At 72.2% G+C, this 19,968-nt stretch carries 17 protein-coding genes; 12 read left to right on the forward strand and 5 right to left on the reverse strand.

All coding sequences use genetic code 11. The annotated features are described in order from the left end of the window. Positions 1 to 135: 135 nt before the first annotated feature. Positions 136 to 321, forward strand: coding sequence for a DUF1059 domain-containing protein (locus DWB77_RS20625; protein ID WP_120722652.1), 186 nt, complete (start codon positions 136 to 138; stop codon positions 319 to 321). A gap of 57 nt (positions 322 to 378) precedes the next feature. On the opposite strand, the gene DWB77_RS20630 is transcribed toward DWB77_RS20625, so the two are convergent. After that, positions 379 to 1,947, reverse strand: a complete 1,569-nt coding sequence (locus tag DWB77_RS20630; protein ID WP_120722653.1) for a serine/threonine-protein kinase — start codon at positions 1,945 to 1,947, stop codon at positions 379 to 381. A 724-nt stretch (positions 1,948 to 2,671) separates the two neighbouring features. On the opposite strand from DWB77_RS20630, the gene DWB77_RS20635 reads away from it, so the two are divergent. From DWB77_RS20635 to DWB77_RS20650, 4 genes are all read left to right on the forward strand, one after another. Then, the gene (locus DWB77_RS20635; protein WP_120722654.1) at positions 2,672 to 4,033 is read left to right on the forward strand and encodes an aspartate aminotransferase family protein; all 1,362 of its coding nucleotides are present in this window, start codon (positions 2,672 to 2,674) and stop codon (positions 4,031 to 4,033) included. Positions 4,034 to 4,150: 117 nt separating this feature from the next. After that, positions 4,151 to 4,822 carry a GntR family transcriptional regulator gene (locus DWB77_RS20640; protein ID WP_120722655.1) on the forward strand — a complete coding sequence of 224 codons (672 nt, stop codon included), beginning with the start codon at positions 4,151 to 4,153 and terminating at the stop codon, positions 4,820 to 4,822. Continuing rightward, positions 4,819 to 7,245, forward strand: coding sequence for a dolichyl-phosphate beta-glucosyltransferase (locus DWB77_RS20645; protein WP_120728036.1), 2,427 nt, complete (start codon positions 4,819 to 4,821; stop codon positions 7,243 to 7,245). The genes DWB77_RS20640 and DWB77_RS20645 overlap by 4 nt, the downstream gene beginning before the upstream one ends. A 279-nt stretch (positions 7,246 to 7,524) precedes the next feature. Next, a complete protein-coding gene (locus tag DWB77_RS20650) occupies positions 7,525 to 8,175 on the forward strand; it encodes a hypothetical protein (protein WP_120722656.1) in 651 nt (216 codons plus the stop codon). A gap of 24 nt (positions 8,176 to 8,199) precedes the next feature. Here the strand turns inward: DWB77_RS20650 and DWB77_RS20655 are convergent, their stop codons facing one another. After that, positions 8,200 to 8,940, reverse strand: a complete 741-nt coding sequence (locus DWB77_RS20655; protein WP_246033585.1) for an SLATT domain-containing protein — start codon at positions 8,938 to 8,940, stop codon at positions 8,200 to 8,202. Positions 8,941 to 9,326: 386 nt separating this feature from the next. Between DWB77_RS20655 and DWB77_RS20660 the strand changes: the two genes are divergently transcribed. The 7 genes from DWB77_RS20660 to DWB77_RS20690 all read left to right on the forward strand — a co-directional run bounded on the left by DWB77_RS20660 (position 9,327) and on the right by DWB77_RS20690 (position 15,817). After that, positions 9,327 to 9,662, forward strand: coding sequence for a YbaB/EbfC family nucleoid-associated protein (locus DWB77_RS20660; RefSeq protein ID WP_120722657.1), 336 nt, complete (start codon positions 9,327 to 9,329; stop codon positions 9,660 to 9,662). Between the two features lie 114 nt (positions 9,663 to 9,776). After that, positions 9,777 to 10,376: a recombination mediator RecR gene (gene recR, locus DWB77_RS20665; protein WP_120722658.1), complete on the forward strand. Its 600-nt coding sequence runs from the start codon at positions 9,777 to 9,779 to the stop codon at positions 10,374 to 10,376. Positions 10,377 to 10,438: 62 nt separating this feature from the next. After that, complete coding sequence (locus DWB77_RS20670) at positions 10,439 to 11,098, forward strand: DUF5063 domain-containing protein (protein WP_120722659.1); 660 nt, start codon at positions 10,439 to 10,441, stop codon at positions 11,096 to 11,098. Positions 11,099 to 11,312: 214 nt separating this feature from the next. Further along, entirely contained in the window at positions 11,313 to 12,593 is a 1,281-nt protein-coding gene (locus tag DWB77_RS20675) for an aspartate kinase (protein WP_120722660.1), read from the forward strand. Further along, positions 12,590 to 13,648: an aspartate-semialdehyde dehydrogenase gene (locus tag DWB77_RS20680; RefSeq protein ID WP_120722661.1), complete on the forward strand. Its 1,059-nt coding sequence runs from the start codon at positions 12,590 to 12,592 to the stop codon at positions 13,646 to 13,648. Before DWB77_RS20675 ends, DWB77_RS20680 begins: the two co-directional genes overlap by 4 nt. 268 nt (positions 13,649 to 13,916) lie before the next feature. Then, positions 13,917 to 14,588 carry a SigE family RNA polymerase sigma factor gene (locus DWB77_RS20685; protein WP_246033586.1) on the forward strand — a complete coding sequence of 224 codons (672 nt, stop codon included), beginning with the start codon at positions 13,917 to 13,919 and terminating at the stop codon, positions 14,586 to 14,588. Then, positions 14,585 to 15,817 (forward strand): hypothetical protein, encoded by a 1,233-nt coding sequence (locus tag DWB77_RS20690; RefSeq protein ID WP_120722662.1) that lies wholly within the window; start codon positions 14,585 to 14,587, stop codon positions 15,815 to 15,817. Before DWB77_RS20685 ends, DWB77_RS20690 begins: the two co-directional genes overlap by 4 nt. Here the strand turns inward: DWB77_RS20690 and DWB77_RS20695 are convergent. The 3 genes from DWB77_RS20695 to DWB77_RS20705 form a co-directional block, all read right to left on the reverse strand. Beyond that, on the reverse strand, positions 15,766 to 16,647 hold the full coding sequence (locus tag DWB77_RS20695; RefSeq protein WP_120722663.1) for an SURF1 family protein: 882 nt from the start codon (positions 16,645 to 16,647) through the stop codon (positions 15,766 to 15,768). The two genes, DWB77_RS20690 and DWB77_RS20695, sit on opposite strands and share 52 nt — an antisense overlap. 494 nt (positions 16,648 to 17,141) lie before the next feature. After that, positions 17,142 to 18,914, reverse strand: a complete 1,773-nt coding sequence (locus DWB77_RS20700; protein ID WP_120722664.1) for a S9 family peptidase — start codon at positions 18,912 to 18,914, stop codon at positions 17,142 to 17,144. A gap of 84 nt (positions 18,915 to 18,998) precedes the next feature. Further along, positions 18,999 to 19,961, reverse strand: coding sequence for a threo-3-hydroxy-L-aspartate ammonia-lyase (locus DWB77_RS20705; RefSeq protein ID WP_120722665.1), 963 nt, complete (start codon positions 19,959 to 19,961; stop codon positions 18,999 to 19,001). Positions 19,962 to 19,968 lie beyond the last annotated feature (7 nt).

Below are 19,968 nucleotides of genomic sequence, written 5' to 3' on the forward strand. Positions count from 1 at the left end.
CCCCGGTCGCCCGAGGGCCGCTCGAAGAAGAGACCCTCGCGGAGGCGGGAAGTCATCGCTCCCGAAGAGGTGCCGCCGGGCGGCCGAAACGGTGAGATCCTGAAAGCGGGACATTTCCCCCCGAGGAGGCATCTCATGCGCAAGGTCGCCGACTGTCGGGACTACCCGAGCGAATCGAATTGCAGCCTGACGATTTCCGGCGAGGAAGACGAAGTCGTACGGGCAGCGGCCGAGCACGCGGCATCGGTGCACGGCCACACGGACTCCGCCGAACTACGGGAGCAGTTGAGGACGATGCTGAAGGACGAGGCGACGGTCTGACGGGCCCTGGGGGGGGCGGGCCGTCCTTCGCGGAACGGCCCGGTCGCTCGTCGGGTGCTAGTCGCCCGCCCTGGTGTAGTCGAGGAACTCGCCCGTGCCGTCGGTCTGGCGGTGCAGGCGGCCGTCCGGAAGGAGGGTGATGGTGCTGGGCCTGCCCGGATCGCAGGCGCCCGTCGAGCCGGGGCCCACCTCGGAGGGGCCGATCCGCAGGGGGGCGTCGAAAGAGGCGGGGGCCTCGGTGAGGCGGGCCTGGAAGACGCAGTGGTAGCCGCTGCCGTCGGCGGTGAGCGTGAGCACCTCGTCACCGGGCCGGCCCGCCCGGATGACCAAGTGGCGTGTTCCGTCAAGGGAGTTGCCCGCGATCGCCGCCGTCCAGCCGCCCACGTACCGCTGCGGTACGCCGTCGGAGGTCACCGGCTGCGAGGTACCCGCGGTCGTCGGGCTCGTGCTCGAACCGGCCGAAGGGGTGGGGGAGTTGGTGGGTTTCGCGGTGCCCGTGACACCGCCCTTGGGTGGGCCGCCGCTCATGTACGCGTACACCGAGCCGCCCGCGCCGACCGCCACCACCAGGGCCACCGCGATCAGCGCCGCCGTGGACTTGGCGCTGCGGCGCGGCGGGGGCTCGGCGTCGGGCGCGTAGTACGGCTCGTACGGGGGCGGCGGGGTCTCGGGTGCGCGGGGCGGCGGCGGGGCTATCGCGGTGTCGGCGGCGTCGGGGGCCTCTGTGCCGGGGGCCTCTATGTCGAGCAACTGGACGGCGTGGCTGCCCAGTTGGGCCACGAGCGGCGCGGGCAGCCAGGGGTCGGGGACGGCGGCGGGGACCCGTTCCAGGATGCGGTCCAGGCCCGGGCGGGCCGCCGGGTCCTTGTGCAGGCAGTCGCCGATCAGCTCCTGGAGGGACTCGGGTACGCCGTCGAGGTCCGGCTCCTCCTGCGCGATGCGGAACATCAGCGCGTGCACCCCGCCCGACGCCTCCCCGAACGGCAGCCGGCCGCTCGCCGCGTAGGTGAGGACCGAGCCGAGGCAGAACACGTCGCAGGCCGGGGTGATCCGGTCGCCCCGCACCTGCTCGGGGGCCATGAAGCCCGGCGATCCGACGAGCGCGCCCGTCAGGGTCAGTCCGGCGTCCGTGCCGGTGTCCAGGGCGCGGGCGATGCCGAAGTCGATGACGCGGGGGCCGTCGATGGTGATCAGGACGTTGGAGGGCTTGAGGTCGCGGTGGACGAGCCCGGCCTCGTGGATGTCCTTGAGGGCGTGGGCGAGGCCGCGGGCGAGGGCGCGTACGGAGTGCTCGGGGAGGGGGCCGTGCGGGCCCGCCACCACGGACTGGAGGGAGGGGCCCGCGACGTAGCCGGTCGCGACCCAGGGCACCGGGGCCTCGGTGTCGGCGTCCAGGACCGGCGCGGTCCACGGGCCGCCCACGCGGCGGGCGGCGAGGACCTCCGCGCGGAAGCGGGCGCGGAACTCGTCGTGCGCCGCCAGGGCGGGGCGGACCAGTTTGACCGCGACGGTGCGGCCGCGGTCGGAGCGGGCGAGGTAGACCTGGCCCATGCCGCCCGCGCCCAGCCGGCCAAGCAGCCGGTAGGCGCCTATCCGCTCCGGGTCGTCCGGCTCCAGGTGCTGCATACGTTCCATGGCGGCTGGGCCTCCCCGGGGTTCCCGTTCGACGGGCTGACAATAATGCGGGGTCGCTGGCCGCTGTGGCCTGGGGGTTGGGGCTGGGCTTGATCGTGGGGTGCCCCGCGCCCCTCCTGCCCCTCTGTCATCCGCGGACCGCGGCCGGCTGGTCGCGCAGTTCCCCGCGCCCCTGGGGGGTTGGGGGCTGGGTTCGATCGGGGGGTGCCCCGCGCCCCTCTTGGCCCTCTGTCGTCCGCGGACCGTGGACGGCTGGTCGCGCAGTTCCCCGCGCCCCTGGGAGGTTGGGGGCTGGGCTCGCTCGTGGGGTGCCCCGCGCCCCTCCTGCCCCCTGTCGTCCGCGGACCGTGGCCGGCTGGTCGCGCAGTTCCCCGCGCCCCTGGGGGGTTGGGGTTGAGCTGGGTCGCTGGGTGCCCCTTCCAGCCCGCCGGCCCCGGCAAACCAGGGGCGCGGGGAACTGCGCGAGACGCGAGCACGGTCCGCAGGCGGGGGAGGGTTTTCAGGGGCGCGGGGAACTGCGCGAGAAGAGGGCACGGTCCGCGGACGACGGCGGGTTTTGGGGGCGCGGGGAACTGCGCGAGATGCGGGCACGGGCCGGAGGCGACAGGGGGTGCACGGGGCGCGGGGAACGGCGCGACATCTTGCCGAGGTGGGGCGGGGTCCGTGGACAGGATGGCCATGGTTGGGCCGACCTGGGCCTACTTACCCTGGACGCATGACCCCTCAACGCACCCCCGACCCCCAAACCGGCGCCGCCGTGAAGGCCGCAGACCGTGCGCACGTGTTCCACTCCTGGTCCGCCCAGGGCCTGATCGACCCGCTCGCCGTGGCCGGCGCCGAGGGCTCGTACTTCTGGGACTACGAGGGCAACCGCTTCCTCGACTTCACCAGTGGGCTCGTGTTCACCAACATCGGCTACCAGCACCCGAAGGTCGTCGCCGCGATCCAGGAGCAGGCCGCGACGATGACGACCTTCGCGCCCGCGTTCGCCGTGGAGGCGCGCTCGGAGGCGGCCCGGCTGATCGCCGAGCGCACCCCGGGCGACCTCGACAAGATCTTCTTCACCAACGGGGGCGCGGAGGCCGTCGAGAACGCCATCCGGATGGCCCGGCTGCACACCGGGCGCCACAAGGTGATGAGCGCCTACCGCTCGTACCACGGGGGGACGAACACCGCGATCAACCTGACGGGTGATCCCCGGCGCTGGGCCTCGGACAGCGGCTCGGCCGGCGTGACCCGGTTCTGGGCGCCGTTCCTGTACCGCTCGCCGTTCCACGCCACCACCGAGGCGGAGGAGTGCGCGCGCGCCCTGAAGCACCTTGAGGAGACGATCACCTTCGAGGGGCCGGCGACCATCGCCGCGATCATCCTGGAGTCCGTGCCGGGCACCGCCGGGATCATGACGCCGCCGGCCGGCTATCTGCCCGGGGTGCGCGCGCTCTGCGACCGGTACGGGATCGTCCTCGTCCTGGACGAGGTGATGGCCGGGTTCGGGCGGACCGGGAAGTGGTTCGCCTGCGAGCACTTCGACGTCGTGCCGGATCTGCTGACCTTCGCCAAGGGCGTCAACTCCGGGTACGTGCCGCTCGGCGGCGTCGCCATCAGCCGGAAGATCGCCGAGACCTTCGAGCACCGGCCCTTCCCCGGCGGCCTCACCTACTCCGGGCACCCGCTGGCCTGCGCCGCCGCCGTCGCCACCATCAACGTGATGGAGGAGGAGGGCGTGGTCGAGCAGGCCGCGCACCTCGGGGCGACGGTCCTGGAGCCCGGCCTGCGCGAGCTCGCCGAGCGGCACCCCTCGGTCGGCGAGGTGCGCGGCCTGGGCGCGTTCTGGGCGCTGGAGCTGGTGCGCAGCAAGGAGACCCGCGAGCCGCTGGTTCCGTACAACGCGAGCGGCGCGGACAACGCGCCGATGGCCGCGTTCGGCGCCGCTTGCAAGAAGCGCGGTCTCTGGCCCTTCATCAACATGAACCGCACCCATGTGGTGCCGCCCTGCAACATCACCGAGGCGGAGGCCAAGGAAGGGCTCGCCGTCCTCGACGAGGCGCTGACGGTGGCGGACGAGTACACCGTGTGACCTCCGGTCCGAGCCGAAGGTGATCGTCCCTGGTCGGAAAGGAAAAAGCCCGCTCTCCTTTGTCCGGTTTCCGGGCACCCCATAGGGTGGCCCGGAGCCGGAGAAGGGGAGCGAGTCATGCCCGCGAGCGGAGCGGTCACCCGCAACACCCTTCGACAACAGATCGCGGACGCGCTGCGTGACGAGGTGCTCGCGGGGCGTATGCGGCCCGGTGAGGAATTCACGGTCAAGCAGATAGCCGAGCAGTACGGGGTCTCCGCCACGCCCGTGCGCGAGGCGCTCGTCGACCTCTGCGCTCAGGGGCTGCTCGACTCCGACCAGCACCGGGGCTTTCGGGTGCGGGTGTTCACCGTCGAGGACTACAAGGGCATAGTCGAGGCCCGGGCGCTGGTGGTCGACGGGATATTCCGGCGGGCCGCGGTCCCTGGGAACTTCGAGGCCCACGGCCCCGCCCTGGTGTCGGTGCGCAGACGCGGCGAGGAGGCCGCGCGGGCCGCCCGCGGCGGTGACCTGAACATCCTGGTCGGCTACGACCTGCGGTTCTGGCGCGAGCTGTGCGCGCTCGCCGGCAACACCTACATCTCCGACTTCCTGCACCGGCTGCGCATGCAGAGCTGGGTGTTCGCGGTGCCCCATCTGCGCGGCCACAGCGACCTCAGCGACTGGCTGTGGACCGGCCACGACGAGGTCGTCTCGGCGCTCGCCCTCGGCGACTTCGAGGCCGCACGGGTGCTGATCGGCGCCTACAACGAGGAATCCCTGGTGTGGGCGGAGCGGCTGCCCCGGTGAGCACCGAGCCGGCCGGACAGGTCGAACTGAGCGTTATCGTCCCCGCCTTCAACGAGGAGCAGCGCCTCGCCCCCACCCTCGACGCGATCCGCGGCCACCTCGGCGCCAGTTGCGTCTGGGAGCTGATCGTCGTCGACGACGGCTCGGGCGACGAGACCGTACGGGTGGCGAAGGAAGCCGCCGCCCGTGATGCGCGCATCCATGTCGTCGTCGGCGAGAGCAACCGCGGCAAGGGGCACGCGCTGCGTCTGGGGGTGCTCGCCTCCCGGGGGCGGCGCGTCCTGATCACGGATGCCGATCTGGCCACCCCCATCGAGGAGTTGGACCATCTCGCCAAGGCGATGACGGAGGGCGAGACGGCCGCCGCGATCGGTTCGCGGGCCCTGCCCGAGGCCCGTATCGACGTCCACCAGAGCCGGCTGCGCGAGACGCTCGGCCGGATGGGCAACCGGCTCATCCGGGCCGTGGCCGTGCCCGGGATCCACGACACCCAGTGCGGCTTCAAGCTGTTCGACGGCGACAAGGCGCGCACCGCGTTCGCCGACGCGCGCCTGGACGGCTGGGGCATCGACGTGGAGATCCTCCAGTTCTTCCGCCGCGCCGGCTGGCCGGTCGCCGAGGTGCCGGTGCGCTGGTCGCACCAGGAGGGCTCGAAGGTGGGCGCGGCCGACTACGGCAAGGTGCTGTGGGAACTGGCCCGCCTCAAGGCGCGCGCGGTGCGCCGCGTCGACCTGGTGCTCGGCGCCCTCTATCTGCTGGCGTCCGTGCTGCTCTACAAGAACCTGTGGGGGGACCTCGGGCGGAGTTACCTCAGCGACTCGATGCAGGACCAGAACCAGTGGGAGTGGTTCTTCGCGGTCACCGCGGACAACGTGAGTCATCTGCGAGACCCCCTGTTCACCACCGTCCAGAACTTCCCCGACGGCGTGAACCTGATGGGCAACACCCCGATGCTGGGGCTCTCCGCGCCCCTCACCCCGGTGACGCTGGCCTTCGGGCCGACGGTCACCTGGGCGCTCGTCCTCACCCTGGGGATCGCGGTGACCGCGTACTGCTGGTACTGGCTGTTCGCCCGCCGGGTGACGGAGAACCGGTGGGCGGCCGGGCTCGGCGGGGCGCTCGCGGCGTTCGCGCCGCCGGTGATCTCGCACGCCAACGCGCACCCGAACTTCTGCGTCCTGTTCATGATCCCGCTCATCATCGACCGCGCACTGCGGCTCTGCGAGGGCCATGACGTACGCCGCAACGGGCTTGTCCTCGGCCTGTTCACGGCGTACCAGATCTTCCTCGGCGAGGAGGTGCTGCTGCTCGCCTCGCTCGGCATGACCCTGTTCGCGCTGTCGTACGCGCTGGCCCGGCGCGATGTCGCCCGGGCCGCGGTCCGCCCGCTGGCCACGGGCATGGCGTACGCGATCGGGGTCTGTCTGGCGCTGGTCGCCTACCCGCTGTACCGGCAGTTCGCGGGGGCGCAGAGCTATCACAGCGTGCTGCACGGCGACAACGCGGGCAATTCTCCGCTCGCGCTGATCGAGTTCGCGGGGCGCTCGCTCCTGGGTGACGACGCCACCGCCGACAAGCTGGCCCTCAACCGCACCGAGCAGAACGCGTTCTACGGCTGGCCGCTCGTGGCCCTCGCCGTCGCGCTCGTCGTACGGCTGTGGCGCCGACCGCTGGTCAAGGCGCTCGCGTTCACGGGCGTGGCGGCGGCGGTCCTGTCGCTCGGGCAGAAGATCCGCGTGCCGTACACGGACGTGGTGTTCCCCGGCCCCTGGAAGCTGCTGGCCCACAAGCCGCTCTTCGAGTCGGTGATCGAGGGCCGGGTCGCGATCGTCTGCGCGCCGGTGCTCGGCGCGCTCCTCGCGCTGGCCGCGGGCCGTCTCGCGCTCAGCCGCACACGCGCCAACCAGGTGGTCGGCTTCACCGCGATCGCGCTCGCCCTCCTGCCCATCGTTCCGACGTCGTTCCCGACCCACGCGCGCCCCGAGGTGCCCGAGTTCATCTCCTCGGGCCTGTGGAAGAAGTACGTGAAGCCGGGCGAGTCCCTGGTCCCGGTGCCGCTGCCCGACCCCGGCTCGGCCGAGGCGCTGCACTGGCAGTCCTCGACCGGCCTCGGCTTCCCGGTGCCGGGCGGCTACTTCAACGGGCCCTGGGGTCCTGACCGCATCGGCATCTACGGGGCCTCCCCGCGCTGGACGTCGAACCTCTTCGCCGACGTCGGTTCCGGTAAGCCGATCCCGGACATCGGCACCGACTGGCAGAACCAGGCCCGGGCGGACCTCGCGTACTGGCACGCCGGCGTCCTGGTCCTGACGCCCCAGCCGCAGGCACCCGAGCTGTACGAGACGGTGACCCGGCTCCTCGGCGGACGCACCGGCACCAAGGTCGGCGGGGTCTGGATCTGGGACGTGTCGGACGTGCGCTGAACCGGGGGTGGCGGACGTGCGTTGAACCGGGGCGTGGCGGGCGTGCGCTGAATCGGGGCGTGGTGGATGGGCGCCGAGCGCTCGCGCCCCGCGCGCGGGACGGTCCCGCGCGTCGCCCAGTCCGAGTAACGGACGGCCTCGTGGGTAAACCCTCCGGGCCGGGGCGCGGGGGGAATCGGTCACCGCGCACCGGGAGTTGACGGGCGCTCTTCGCGCGGCGTGCCCGGCGCATTACGCTGTCCCGACCATCGCACGAAACGAGTTGAGAGCGAGCCCGTCTTGGCCTGTGACCTGTGGCTGGTCCCCCTCGTCGACGTGCTGTGCCACAGCCCCGACAACCCGTTCGCGGAGGAGATCGCCTCGTACGACAAGGCGCTCGGCGACGCCGGGCTCCCGCCCGTACCGGTCTTCGCGTACATGCCGGGCCTCTCCGGGGATGTGGCCCCGGTCGCCGGATTCGACTACGACGCGCTGCACTTCCTGCGCCGCGCCTACCTCCTCCAGCTGTGCGGCCTCGCGGTGACGCCCGTCGACGAACTCGGCGGCGACTACGAGCAGCTCCTGGAGATGTTCGAGTCGACGGCCCAGCAGTCGCACCTGGTCTGGCACTACGACCACGCGGGCGCCTACGTCCCGGTCGACTTCGCGATGCCGCTCTCCAACGAGGAGCTGCTCGCGGGCGGCGGTCCGCTCGGTTCCGCGCAGGGACTGCTGAGGGAGCTCCAGTTCGTGGGGCCCGCGATCGGCATAGATCCGGCCAACCCGCCGACCGCGCCCGCCCCGCCGGCCCGGCCCACCTCGCTGGAGGAACCGGCCGGTCCCATCCCGTACGACGAGAGCCCGTTCGCCCGCGAGCGGCATGTGTGGCTGGGGCTGCACGCGGCGGCGACGCGCAGCCTCGCCCAGGGCTCGATGATCATCTTCAGCTGACGGCGTCCGCCCCGCGCACCACCCTCAGCGCGGGCCCTCCGGCGGGCGCTGGCGCGGCATGTTCGGCCGGGTGGCCGGGGGCAGCGGGAAGCGCCCGGGGCCGGGGGCGGCGTCCGTGCGCGGGGCCGCCGTGCTCAGGGTCTGCATGACCAGCGGGGCCGGCCCCGAGCGGAACTCCACCATCCAGTCCGCGGTCTCCGAGCGGACCAGGTCCATGACGTCCTCGGTGAACCGGCGCAGCACCGAAAGACAGCGCTCGGCGGCCTCCCCCGCGGTGCCGTCGGTCGGCCCGAGCACCTCGCGCACGCTCTCCGAGGCCCAGTCGAACTGGAGCCCCTGGAGTCTGCGCTGCACGGCCTGCGCGGTGGCCACGTCCCTTATCCAGCCCGAGGTCAGCCCGAAGTAGCGGTCGCAGGCCATGCACGCGGCGGCGAGCAGCAGACACAGATAGCCCCAGCCCGCCGCCCCCTTCAACGCCTCGGTCAGATCGAGCAGCGGCAGCACGGCCCCCGCGATCGCGCCGCTCGCCGTGCCGCAGCGCAGCACGCGCGCGCCGCGCCGCTTCCACAGCCGGTCCGCCAGGTACCACTCGGCCGTGCGCAGCGCGCCCGTCTCGACCCAGCGGTACAGCTCGTCGAGGCGCTCGGCGGGCTCCCCCCAGTCGCCGCGCGGGAACGGCCTCCCGGTCAGATCGCCCGTCTGCGCGCCCTCGTCCCGCCGGGCCTGACCCGGGGGCCCTTCGGGCTGCATGTCCGGCTGGCTCACCCGGCCGCTCCCTCCGCAACTGCTGCTGTGACCCTCTGTGCCGTCGAGTGACGCACGGGCACCTGGACGTGTACGCGGCCGCGGTGGACGCGTACGGACGCAGTAAAGGGCCTCGCGTCTGCCGCCACCCGCGGTGTGCGGGTGCGTAGTGACGCGTCCTGCGGCGCCCGACCGCCATTCCTACCGCCGAATGGTGGGCTCGGGAGGCGACGACGCGGCCTCTTTGCCCGGAAGTGGCCCTTGATCAGGTATACGGACACGCACCGCGTCACTCGAAAGAGTTGCGGAGCAGGGGGCCCTTGGACCACGTAGGCTCGGAGTGCCGAAAGCGGCAGCGAAGCCGAGCTGTCGCGGCGAACCCGTCCCGACGAAACCCGGAGTGCACCGTGATCCCTGGTGGTGGCCAGCCCAACATGCAGCAGCTTCTCCAGCAGGCCCAGAAGATGCAGCAGGACCTCGCCGTGGCCCAGGAGGAGCTCGCGGCGACCGAGGTCGAGGGCCAGGCCGGTGGCGGTCTGGTCAAGGCGACCGTGACCGGGTCGGGGGAGCTGCGCGCCCTCGCCATCGACCCGAAGGCGGTCGACCCGGAGGACACCGAGACCCTCGCGGACCTGATCGTCGCGGCCGTGCAGGCGGCCAACGACAACGCCCAGCAGCTCCAGCAGCAGAAGCTCGGCCCGCTGGCGCAGGGCCTGGGCGGCATGCCCGGCCTGCCGTTCTAGGGCCCGGTCCCCGGGCGCGGGTCCACCTCGCGCACCGATACGTGCGCCCGCCCTACTGAGGCGGACGCGCACCAACTACCGTAGGCGTCAGAGCAACCCACGAGAGGCGTTCCGTTGTACGAAGGCGTGGTTCAGGACCTCATCGACGAACTGGGCAGGCTGCCCGGCGTCGGTCCCAAGAGCGCGCAGCGGATCGCCTTCCACATCCTTCAGACCGAGCCGACCGATGTGCGCCGCCTCGCGCACGCGCTCCTCGAAGTCAAGGACAAGGTCCGCTTCTGCGCGGTCTGCGGCAATGTGGCGCAGGAGGAGCGGTGCGCGGTCTGCCGCGACCCGCGCCGCGACCAGACGGTCATCTGCGTCGTGGAGGAGCCCAAGGACGTGGTGGCCATCGAGCGGACCCGTGAGTTCCGCGGCCGCTACCACGTGCTGGGCGGAGCCATCAGCCCGATCGAGGGCGTCGGCCCGGACGACCTGCGCATCCGCGAGCTGCTCGCGCGCCTCGCGGACGGCACGGTCACCGAGCTGATCCTGGCCACCGACCCGAACCTGGAGGGCGAGGCCACGGCGACCTACCTCGCCCGCATGATCAAGCCCATGGGGCTCAGGGTCACCCGGCTCGCCAGCGGCCTGCCGGTCGGCGGCGACCTGGAGTACGCCGACGAGGTCACCCTGGGCCGCGCCTTCGAAGGAAGGCGGCTGCTCGATGTGTGACGTCCAGCAGGATCACGCCCAGCAGGAGTACGCCCGGCAGGGCTACGAGGAAGGCCGACTCGATGTCTGACGCAACGCTGCACGCGACCACCCAGGACCCGGACTCCTTCGCGGTCCAGATCGCCGACCAGGTCGAGTCCTTCATCGTCGCGGTCACGGAAGTGGCCAAGGGCGACGAGCCCGACAGTGCCGTGCCGTTCCTGCTCCTGGAGTTCTCCCAGCTGCTGCTCGCCGGCGGCCGGCTCGGCGCGCACGAGGACATCGTCCCCGACGAGCCCTACGAGCCGGACCTCGGTCCCGAGGCCGACGTGGACGAGCTGCGCGAGCGCTTCGCCCGCCTGCTCGAACCCATCGACGTCTACTCCGAGGTCTTCGACCCGTACGAGCCGCGCAAGGCGCCGGTGCCGTGCCGGATCTCCGACGACATCGCCGACGTCGTCACCGACCTGCGCCACGGCCTGGCCCACTACCGGGCCGGCCGCATCTCCGAGGCGCTGTGGTGGTGGCAGTTCTCCTACTTCTCCAACTGGGGCTCGACGGCCTCCGCCGCGCTGCGCGCCCTCCAGTCGCTGGTCGCCCACGTCCGTCTCGACCAGCCGCTTCCGGAGCTCGACGGCCTCGACACCGACGAGGACCTGGCGGAGGGCGCCCTGGAGGAGGAGGCGGGCCGCGTCATGGCCGAGGAGCTGGCGGGCCCGCTGGGTCTGCACGACCTCAAATAGCTAGCCCGGGAGGCCCGCAGTCCGGCGGGCCTGTGACCCCGCCCACAAACCGCGTACGACCGGACGGCTCGGGCAGGCGGACCTCGCGAGCGGTCCGGAGGACGCCCGGTGATCATCCAGTGAGCGGGACATCTCACGAGGTGATACGACCCGGGCGATTCCGGCCCGCTCGTTAAACTGAGCCGACCCAGCAAGAACTGAGCTAGGAGCGCACGTGGGCCTTGTCGTGCAGAAGTACGGAGGCTCCTCCGTTGCCGATGCCGAGGGCATCAAGCGCGTCGCCAAGCGGATCGTGGAAGCCAAGAAGAACGGCCACCAGGTGGTCGTCGTGGTTTCCGCGATGGGCGACACGACGGATGAGTTGATCGAGCTCGCGGAGCAGGTGTCTCCCATGCCTGCCGGGCGGGAGTTCGACATGCTGCTGACCGCCGGAGAGCGGATCTCCATGGCGCTGCTCGCCATGGCGATCAAAAGCCTGGGCCACCAGGCCCAGTCGTTCACGGGCAGCCAGGCCGGTGTCATCACCGACTCGGTCCACAACAAGGCGCGGATCATCGACGTCACCCCCGGCCGCATCCGGACCTCGATCGACGAGGGCAACATCGCCATCGTCGCCGGGTTCCAGGGCGTCAGCCAGGAGGGGAAGAACATCACCACGCTGGGGCGCGGTGGTTCGGACACGACGGCCGTCGCGCTCGCGGCCGCCCTCGACGCCGAGGTCTGCGAGATCTACACCGACGTCGACGGCGTCTTCACCGCCGACCCCCGCGTCGTGAAGAAGGCGAAGAAGATCGAGTGGATCTCCTTCGAGGACATGCTGGAGCTGGCCGCGTCCGGCTCCAAGGTGCTGCTGCACCGGTGCGTCGAGTACGCCCGCCGTTACAACATCCCGATCCATGTGCGGTCGTCCTTCAGCGGACTTCAGGGCACCTGGGTCAGCAACGAACCACGTTCCCAGTCGGAGGGTCAGCAGGTGGAGCACGCCATCATCTCCGGAGTCGCCCACGACGTCTCCGAGGCGAAGGTCACGGTCGTCGGAGTGCCCGACAAGCCGGGCGAGGCCGCGGCGATCTTCCGCACCATCGCGGACGCCGAGATCAACATCGACATGGTGGTGCAGAACGTCTCCGCCGCGTCGACGGGCCTCACCGACATCTCGTTCACGCTGCCCAAGGCCGAGGGCCGCAAGGCCATCGACGCCCTGGAGCGCTCCAAGCCGACCATCGGCTTCGAGTCGCTGCGCTACGACGACCAGATCGCCAAGATCTCCCTGGTCGGCGCGGGCATGAAGACCAACCCCGGCGTCACGGCGGGCTTCTTCGAGGCGCTCTCGGACGCGGGCGTCAACATCGAGCTCATCTCGACCTCCGAGATCCGCATCTCGGTGGTCACCCGCGCCGATGACGTCAACAACGCCGTGCGCGCCGTGCACTCCGCCTTCGGCCTCGACTCCGACAGCGACGAGGCCGTCGTCTACGGAGGCACCGGGCGATGACCCCCAGACCGGCGCTCACGGTCGTCGGAGCGACCGGGGGCGCCGGTGCGGTGATGCTCCAGATCCTGACCCAGCACGCGGATGTCTGGGGCGAGGTGCGCCTCGTCGCGTCCGCGCGCTCGGCCGGACGCAAGTTGCTGGTGCGGGGCGCGGAGTGCGAGGTGCTCGCGCTCGGCGAGGAGGCCCTGGAAGGGGCCGACGTCGTCGTCTTCCTCGTGCCCGCCGAGGTCGCCGCCCGGTGGGCGCCGGTCGCGGCCGCCAAGGGCGCGGTGGTGGTGGACAGTTCCGCCGCCTTCCGGATGGACCCCGACGTGCCGCTCGTGGTGCCCGAGCTCAATCCCCATGCCGTACGGATGCGTCCGCGCGGCATCGTCGCGAGCCCGCACGCCACCACCCTCGCCATGAGCGTGGCCGTCGGCGCGCTGCACGCCGAGTTCTGCCTGAGCGAGCTGGTCGTGTCGACCTATCAGGCCGCCAGTGGGGAGGGGCAGCCCGGAGTCGAGGCGCTGCGCCGGCAGGTCTCGCTGGTGGCCGGCACCCAGCTCGGCACCAACCCGGGCGATGTGCGCCGGGCCGTCGGCGACGAGCTCGGCCCCTTCCCCGCGCCCCTCGCCCTGAACGTGGTGCCCTGGACCGGGGAGCTCGCCGACGACGGCTGGTCCTCGCAGGAGCTGGGCATCCGCGACGAGCTGCGCAAGGTGCTCGGCCTGCCGCGCCTTCCGGTCTCCGCCACCTGTGTCCGGGTCCCCGTGGTGACCACGCACTCGGCCTCCGTGCACGCGCGCTTCGAGAACGAGGTGGAGGTGGCGCGGGCCCACGAGATCCTGGCGACCGCCCCGGGCGTGGTGCTCTTCGACAACCCGGCGGTCGGCGAGTTCCCGACCCCCGCGGACGTGGTGGGCACCGACCCCACCTGGGTCGGCCGGGTGCGCCGTTCGCCGGACGATCCGCGCGTACTGGAACTTTTCGTCTGCGGCGACAACCTCCGCAAGGGCACGGCCCTGAACGCGGCCCACATCGCCGAGTTGGCGGCCCGCGAATTCAACGGGCGCTGACCCCTACCCCGTTTGTAGGATCCGTGAACGCTCTGTGAGCAAGTCGCTGGTCTGTACCACTTGTACTGCGCCGACGCCTTGTTACACGATTCATGTCCGTGTCCCCGCAACCGCGGCCCGGCATGGAGCGTCTATGCGGTCGCCCCTCAAGGTGCCGTAAAAATCGGGGCATTGGGGAAGATCGGGTACGGATGAGGGCATGTGGTGCACCGCCAAAAACAGTGTCGTACGCGTACAACCCTGACGGGGAGGAACGTGTCCAACAGGCGTGGCAGAGGTACTCGAGTTCAGAGCGGTACCGGTGCGCGGCGGCATGGCGGTCCGCCCGCGTCGGCGCCCCGGCGCACCCGGTGGCATGCCGGTGATCGCGCCCATGCCCGCCCCCCGTACGGTCCGCCCACCCGCGCAGGCGACCTCGCGCGAGAGCGCTGACGAGGTCATGGCGGCCGGCACCACTGTTGATCACCTCACCGAGACCTACCGCGCGCACTACCGCTCGCTGCTCGGCCTCGCGGCGCTGCTCCTGGACGACATCGCTTCCTGCGAGGACGTCGTGCAGGAGGCGTTCATCCGGGTCCACTCGGCGCGCAGCCGCGTGCGCGAACCCGAGAAGACCCTCGCCTACCTCCGCCAGACGGTGGTCAACCTCTCCCGCTCCGCGCTGCGCCGGCGCATCCTCGGGCTCAAGCTGCTCTCCAAGCCGATGCCCGACATGGCGAGCGCCGAGGAGGGCGCGTACGACCAGTTGGAGCGCGACGCGCTCATCAAGGCGATGCGCGGACTCCAGCGCCGCCAGCGCGAGGTGCTGGTGCTGCGCTACTTCGCCGACATGACCGAGGCCCAGGTCGCCGAGACGCTCGGCATATCCCTGGGCTCGGTCAAGGCGTACGGATCGCGCGGCATAGCCGCCCTGCGCGTCGCCATGGAGGCGACGGCGTGAAGGGGTCCGACAGGAACGACGAAAGGTTTCCGGGAGAGCACGGACAACGCGGGCAGCGCGGGGAACACGGCAAGAGCGGGTCGGACCAGCGGCCCAGGAACGACCTGAACGACCTGACTGGATACGGATTCGTGGACAAGACGCCGGAAACGAACAACACCGGCACCCCTCCCTTCGGCTTTCCGCCCGCCCCGGGCAGCACCGACGCGGCCGACGAACGGGCCCTGCGCAGACTGCTGCACGGCACCGTCGAGGACCTGAAGCCCTCGGAGGGGGCGCTCGAACACCTGCGGGCCGCGGTGCCCCTGCGCCGGGCCCGCAAACGCCAGGCCGTCGTCGGCTCGATCGCGGCCGCCCTCCTGGTGGCCACCGCGGTGCCCGCGTTCCTGCACGTCGCCAACACGGCCGGCAGCGCCGACGACCTGCCCGCCGTCGCCGGACACGGCGAGCGGACCCACGGCACGCCCGACCCCGCCTCCGACACGGTCGAGGCCACGGACGCGGGCGGCCGGCCCTCCAGCGCGGGCAGCGCGCCCGGCACGCCCGGCGGCAAGGGGCCCAGGGCCACGCCCACCAAGGGTGCGACCGGCGGCACCGCCGGCGGCGCGACCGGCGCGGGCAGCGGCCCCGTGAAGGCGAACTCGCCGGTGTGCGAGGCGGCCGAGCTGAGCGTGAAGTCGGCGAAGGTCGGCAAGCCCGACTCCACCGGCAAGGTGTACGGCGCGTTCCGCATCGTCAACGCCTCCGACAAGCAGTGCGCGATCGGTGGGGTCGGCAAGTTCAACGTGCGGGCGCAGGGCGCCGCCGACCCGGCGAAGATCACCGTCGTCGAGCACGCGGTGGGCGACCCGGCCCCGGGCCTGCCCGACCCCTCCCAGGACGCCACGGCCCTGGTCCTCCAGCCCGCCGCGGCCTACGAGGTGCGGTTCGCATGGGTCCCCTCGGACACCTGCCCCAAGGCGACCCCGACGCCCGACCCGACACCGTCCAACGGCGGCTCCAGCAGCAGCGGGATCGTCGCCCCCACGACGGGCGGCTCCACCGGGACCTCGCAACTCGCCCCGAACGGCGGCACCCCCACCGCCACGGCGGACGGCACGGTCGCGGTGACCCACGTCGCGGAGCCCGGCGCGCCGTCGGCGGAGGCGAAGATCCCCAACGCGTGCGCGGGGACGATCTACAAGACGGGCGTACTGGACGCGGGAGCGTCGGCGTCGTCGACGCCGTAAGGGCCTCCCGGCGTCTCGGAGCCCTCCGGGGCCGCGGCCCCTTCCGGCGTCGGCTGGGAGGCCGGCGGCGTCTCGGAGCCGCCCTCCGGGGCGAGGCCGAGTTCGGCGTCCTCCAGGGCCTCGGCCTCGCGCCGGACCAGGCGGAACCACATGAACACCACGAACCCCGCGAAGACGAACCACTCACCGGTGTAGCCGAGGTTCTGGAACGCCTTGAGGTCGAGCCCGCTGTTCTGCGGGGCGCTGGCCGGCACCGCGGTCATGCCGGCGTCGGCGGTGGGCAGTGTCACCCAGGCGTCGTACACCGGGTACGGCACGAGGTTGACGAGGGCGGCCGCGCTGATCACGCCGACCTGGCCCCGGGGGAGCCCGCCCTGGGCGTGCACCCCGTCGGAGCCCACGGTCTCGGACGCCTGGAGTACGCCGGTCACCTCGACCTCGCCGCTCGGCGCGGCCGGGGCCTGGGCGCCCCGCGGGATCCAGCCCCGCACGACGGGCAGCGCCTTCGCGCCGTCGGTGCGCAGCAGGGTCAGGACGTAGCTGCCCGACGCGCCGTCGACCTCGCGGCCCGGCACCAGGAACTGCTCGGCGTACCGGCCGTGCGCGACGGCGGGGCGGCCGGAGGTGCGCTGGTCCACGGGGAGCAGCGAGGCGAGGGGCTCGGCCTTCAGGGAGGCGGGGTCGGGTGCCTTCGTGGCGGCGTCGTGGGACTGCACGCGGTCCTCGAAGCGGCCGAGCTGCCAGGAGCCCATGAAGACGCAGACGGGGATGGCGAGCAGGACGAAGGCGTGGATTGCCCACCAGCGGGGTGTGAGCAGGAACCGGTACACACCTCCACGGTACGGAATCCCGCCGGGGGGCTGGGCTGCGGGGTGCCCGCAACTCCCCGGGGCCAAGCCCCCGGCCCCCCGGCCCCCGGGGCCGAGCCCCCGACCCCCCGCGTCTTGCGCAGTTCCTCGCGCCCCTGAAAACCCGTTTTCGTCTGCGGGCCGTGTGTGGCTGGTCGCGCAGTTCCCCGCGCCCCTAGACCGTCTCGATCCTGCGGGCCGTGCGTGGCTGGTCGCGCAGTTCCCCGCGCCCCTAAACCCTCTCGATCCTGCGGGCCGTGCGTGGCTGGTCGCGCAGTTCCCCGCGCCCCTAACTACTCGGTGCTGGCCAGCGCAGGCATCTTCAGCCTGTCCGGCGATTGAGGACGAGCGCCCTTTAGGCGCGATACGGGGTCTGGGGCGGAGCCCCAGGGGGCCCGAACCCTTCAACGCGCTGCACGGGCGGGTGGGCGGGCGAACGGGCCGGGGTCTGGGGCGGAGCCCCAGGGGGTTGGGGGTCAGCTCAAGTGGCGGCTGGCGAAGTCGAGTTCGAGGCGGACTTGTTTGATGCGCTCCTCGACCACGAGCGAGCCATGCCCCGCGTCATACCGGTACACCTCATGCACCGCCCCCCGCGCAACCAACCGCTCCACATAGTTCTCCACCTGCCGGATCGGACAGCGCGGATCATTGACCCCGGCCGAGATGTACACCGGCGCCGCGACCGCGTCGACGTACGTCAGCGGGGACGAGGCCCGGAACCGCTCCGGGACCTCCTCCGGGGTGCCGCCCAGCAACGTACGGTCCATCGCCTTCAGCGCCTCCATCTCGTCGTGGTACGCCGTGACGTAGTCCGCGACCGGCACCGCCGCGAGCCCGAGCGCCCACGCCTCGGGCTGCGTGCCGAGGCCGAGCAGGGTGAGGTAGCCGCCCCAGGAGCCGCCCGCGAGGACCAGGCGCTCGGGGTCGGCGAGCCCCGAGGAGACCGCCCAGTCGCGGACCGCCGCGATGTCCTCCAGCTCGATGAGCCCGACCCGGTGCTTGAGCGCGTCCGTCCACGCCCGCCCGTACCCGGTGGAGCCGCGGTAGTTGACCCGTACCACCGCGTACCCGTGGTCGATCCAGGCCGCGGGACCGGAGGCGAACGCGTCGCTGTCGTGCCAGGTGGGCCCGCCGTGGATCTCGAAGAGGGTGGGGAAGGGGCCCTCACCGGCGGGCCGCTGCACGAGCGCGTGGATACGCCCGCCCGGCCCCTCCACCCACGCGTCCGTCACCGGCACGGAGCCGGGCGCCTTGAAGCCGGGGGGATCGAGCACGACCTCGCCGGTCGTGGAGCGCACCTCGGAGGGGCTGGCCGCCGACGACCACAGGTACTCCACCGTGCCGTCGGGCCGCGCCGTCGCACTGGACACCGAACCGGCCGGTGTCTCGATCTCGATGAGGGAGCGCGTCGCGAGGTCGAAGCGGAACAGACCGCTGCGGGCCTCGAAGCTGTGGACGACGAGCAGCCCGGAACCGTCGGGGTACCACTCGGCGGAGACGTCGCCCGGCAGGTCGAGCGCGAGGTCGCTCTCCTCGCCGGAGGCCACGTCCCAGATCATCGGCTCCCAGCGGCCGCGCCGCTGGTGGGCGACGAGCAGCCGGGTGTCGCCCGCCAGCGGCGCGAACCCGAGCACTTCGAGGCCGAGCTCCTCGGTGCCGCCCTTGGTGTCGTCGAGCTCGGCGACCGCGGAGCCGTCCGGGCGCACCACGCGCAGCGCCGAGTGCATGGCGTCGCCGTGCTCGGTGTGTTCCAGCGCGATCAGCGTCCCGTCGTGCGAGAGGTCGCCCACCCCCGCCGACTCGCGGTGGCGGTAGATCTCCACGGGGTCCGCGCCGGGGCGTACGACATGGATCGTCGAGCCGTCCTCGTCGGTGGAGCGGCCGACGACCGCCGTGCCGTCCCGGCCGAGCGCGAGGCCCGCCGGGTAGGACGGGGCGAGCCCGGGGACGGCGTGCTCGTCGGCGCCGCCCGTGAACGGCTGGCGCCGCCACACGCCGAACTCGTCGCCGTCGGTGTCGTCGAACCACCAGATCCATGCGCCGTCGGGGGTCAGCACCCCGTCCGTCGTGCCGTTGGGGCGGTCGGTGGCCCGGCGCTGCTCGCCGGTCGTCCGGTCCCATGCGTACAGCTCGTACGTCCCCGTCGCGTTCGACACGAACAGAGAGCGGTCCGGGGCGTCCTCCGCCCAGTCGGGGAGCCCCACCCTCGGCGCCCTGAACCGCTTCTCCCAATCCGGCATATCGTTCATGCCCCCATCATGCGCCGAACCGCCGACGATCCGTTCGCGCCCCCTTCGGCCTGTGGACAACTCGATGGCCGGGGCGACCCCGGGTCACTTCGAAAGCAGCTCCGCGAACCGGGCCATGTCGACGTTGCCGCCGCTGAGGATCACGCCGACCCGGCCGCCCCGGTACCGCTCGGCCAGGTCGCGGGCGCCGGCCAGGCCGAGGCAGCCGGTCGGTTCGGCGACGATCTTCATCCGGGAGCCCAACAGCCGCATGGAGTCGACCAGTTGGGCGTCCGAGACGGTGATGATGTCGCTCACGTGGTCCCGGATCACCGGGAACGTGTGGGCGCCCAGCTGCTGCGTCTGGGCCCCGTCGGCGATGGTCGCCGGGGTGTCGATGCGGACGATCTCGCCCGCCCGCAGCGAGCGGAGCCCGTCGTCGCCCGCCTCCGGCTCGACCCCGTACACCGCGCACGACGGGGCGAGCGCGTTCGCCGCGAGCAGACTGCCCGACAGGAGTCCGCCGCCGCCGAGCGGTACGAACAGGGCGTCCAGCGGGCCGGTCTCCTCGAAGAGTTCCTTCGCGGCGGTGCCCTGGCCCGCCATCACATGGGGGTGGTCGAAGGGCGGGATCAGCGTCAGGCCGTGCCGGTCGGCCAGCGCCCTGCCGATCTCCTCGCGGCTCTCCGTCCAGCGGTCGTACGAGACCACGTTCGCCCCGTACCCCTTGGTCGCGGCGAGCTTGGAGGCGGGGGCGTCGTGCGGCATGACGATGGTCACCGGAATGCCGAGCAGCGCGCCGGAGAGCGCCAGGGCCTGGGCGTGGTTGCCGGAGGAGTAGGCGACGACGCCCGCACGGCGCTGCTCCGCGTCGAACCGGGACAGCGCGTTGAACGCGCCGCGGAACTTGAACGCCCCCATGCGCTGGAGGTTCTCGCACTTGAGGAAGAGGCTCAGACCGAGCTCGGCGTCGGTGAGCCGCGAGGTGAGGACCGGGGTGCGGTGGGCGTGGCCCGTGATCCGCTCGTGTGCGCGGACCACGTCGTCGTACGTCGGCAGCTTCTCCATGCCTGCC

This window comes from Streptomyces hundungensis (genome assembly GCF_003627815.1).
GTDB classification, from domain to species: domain Bacteria; phylum Actinomycetota; class Actinomycetes; order Streptomycetales; family Streptomycetaceae; genus Streptomyces; species Streptomyces hundungensis_A.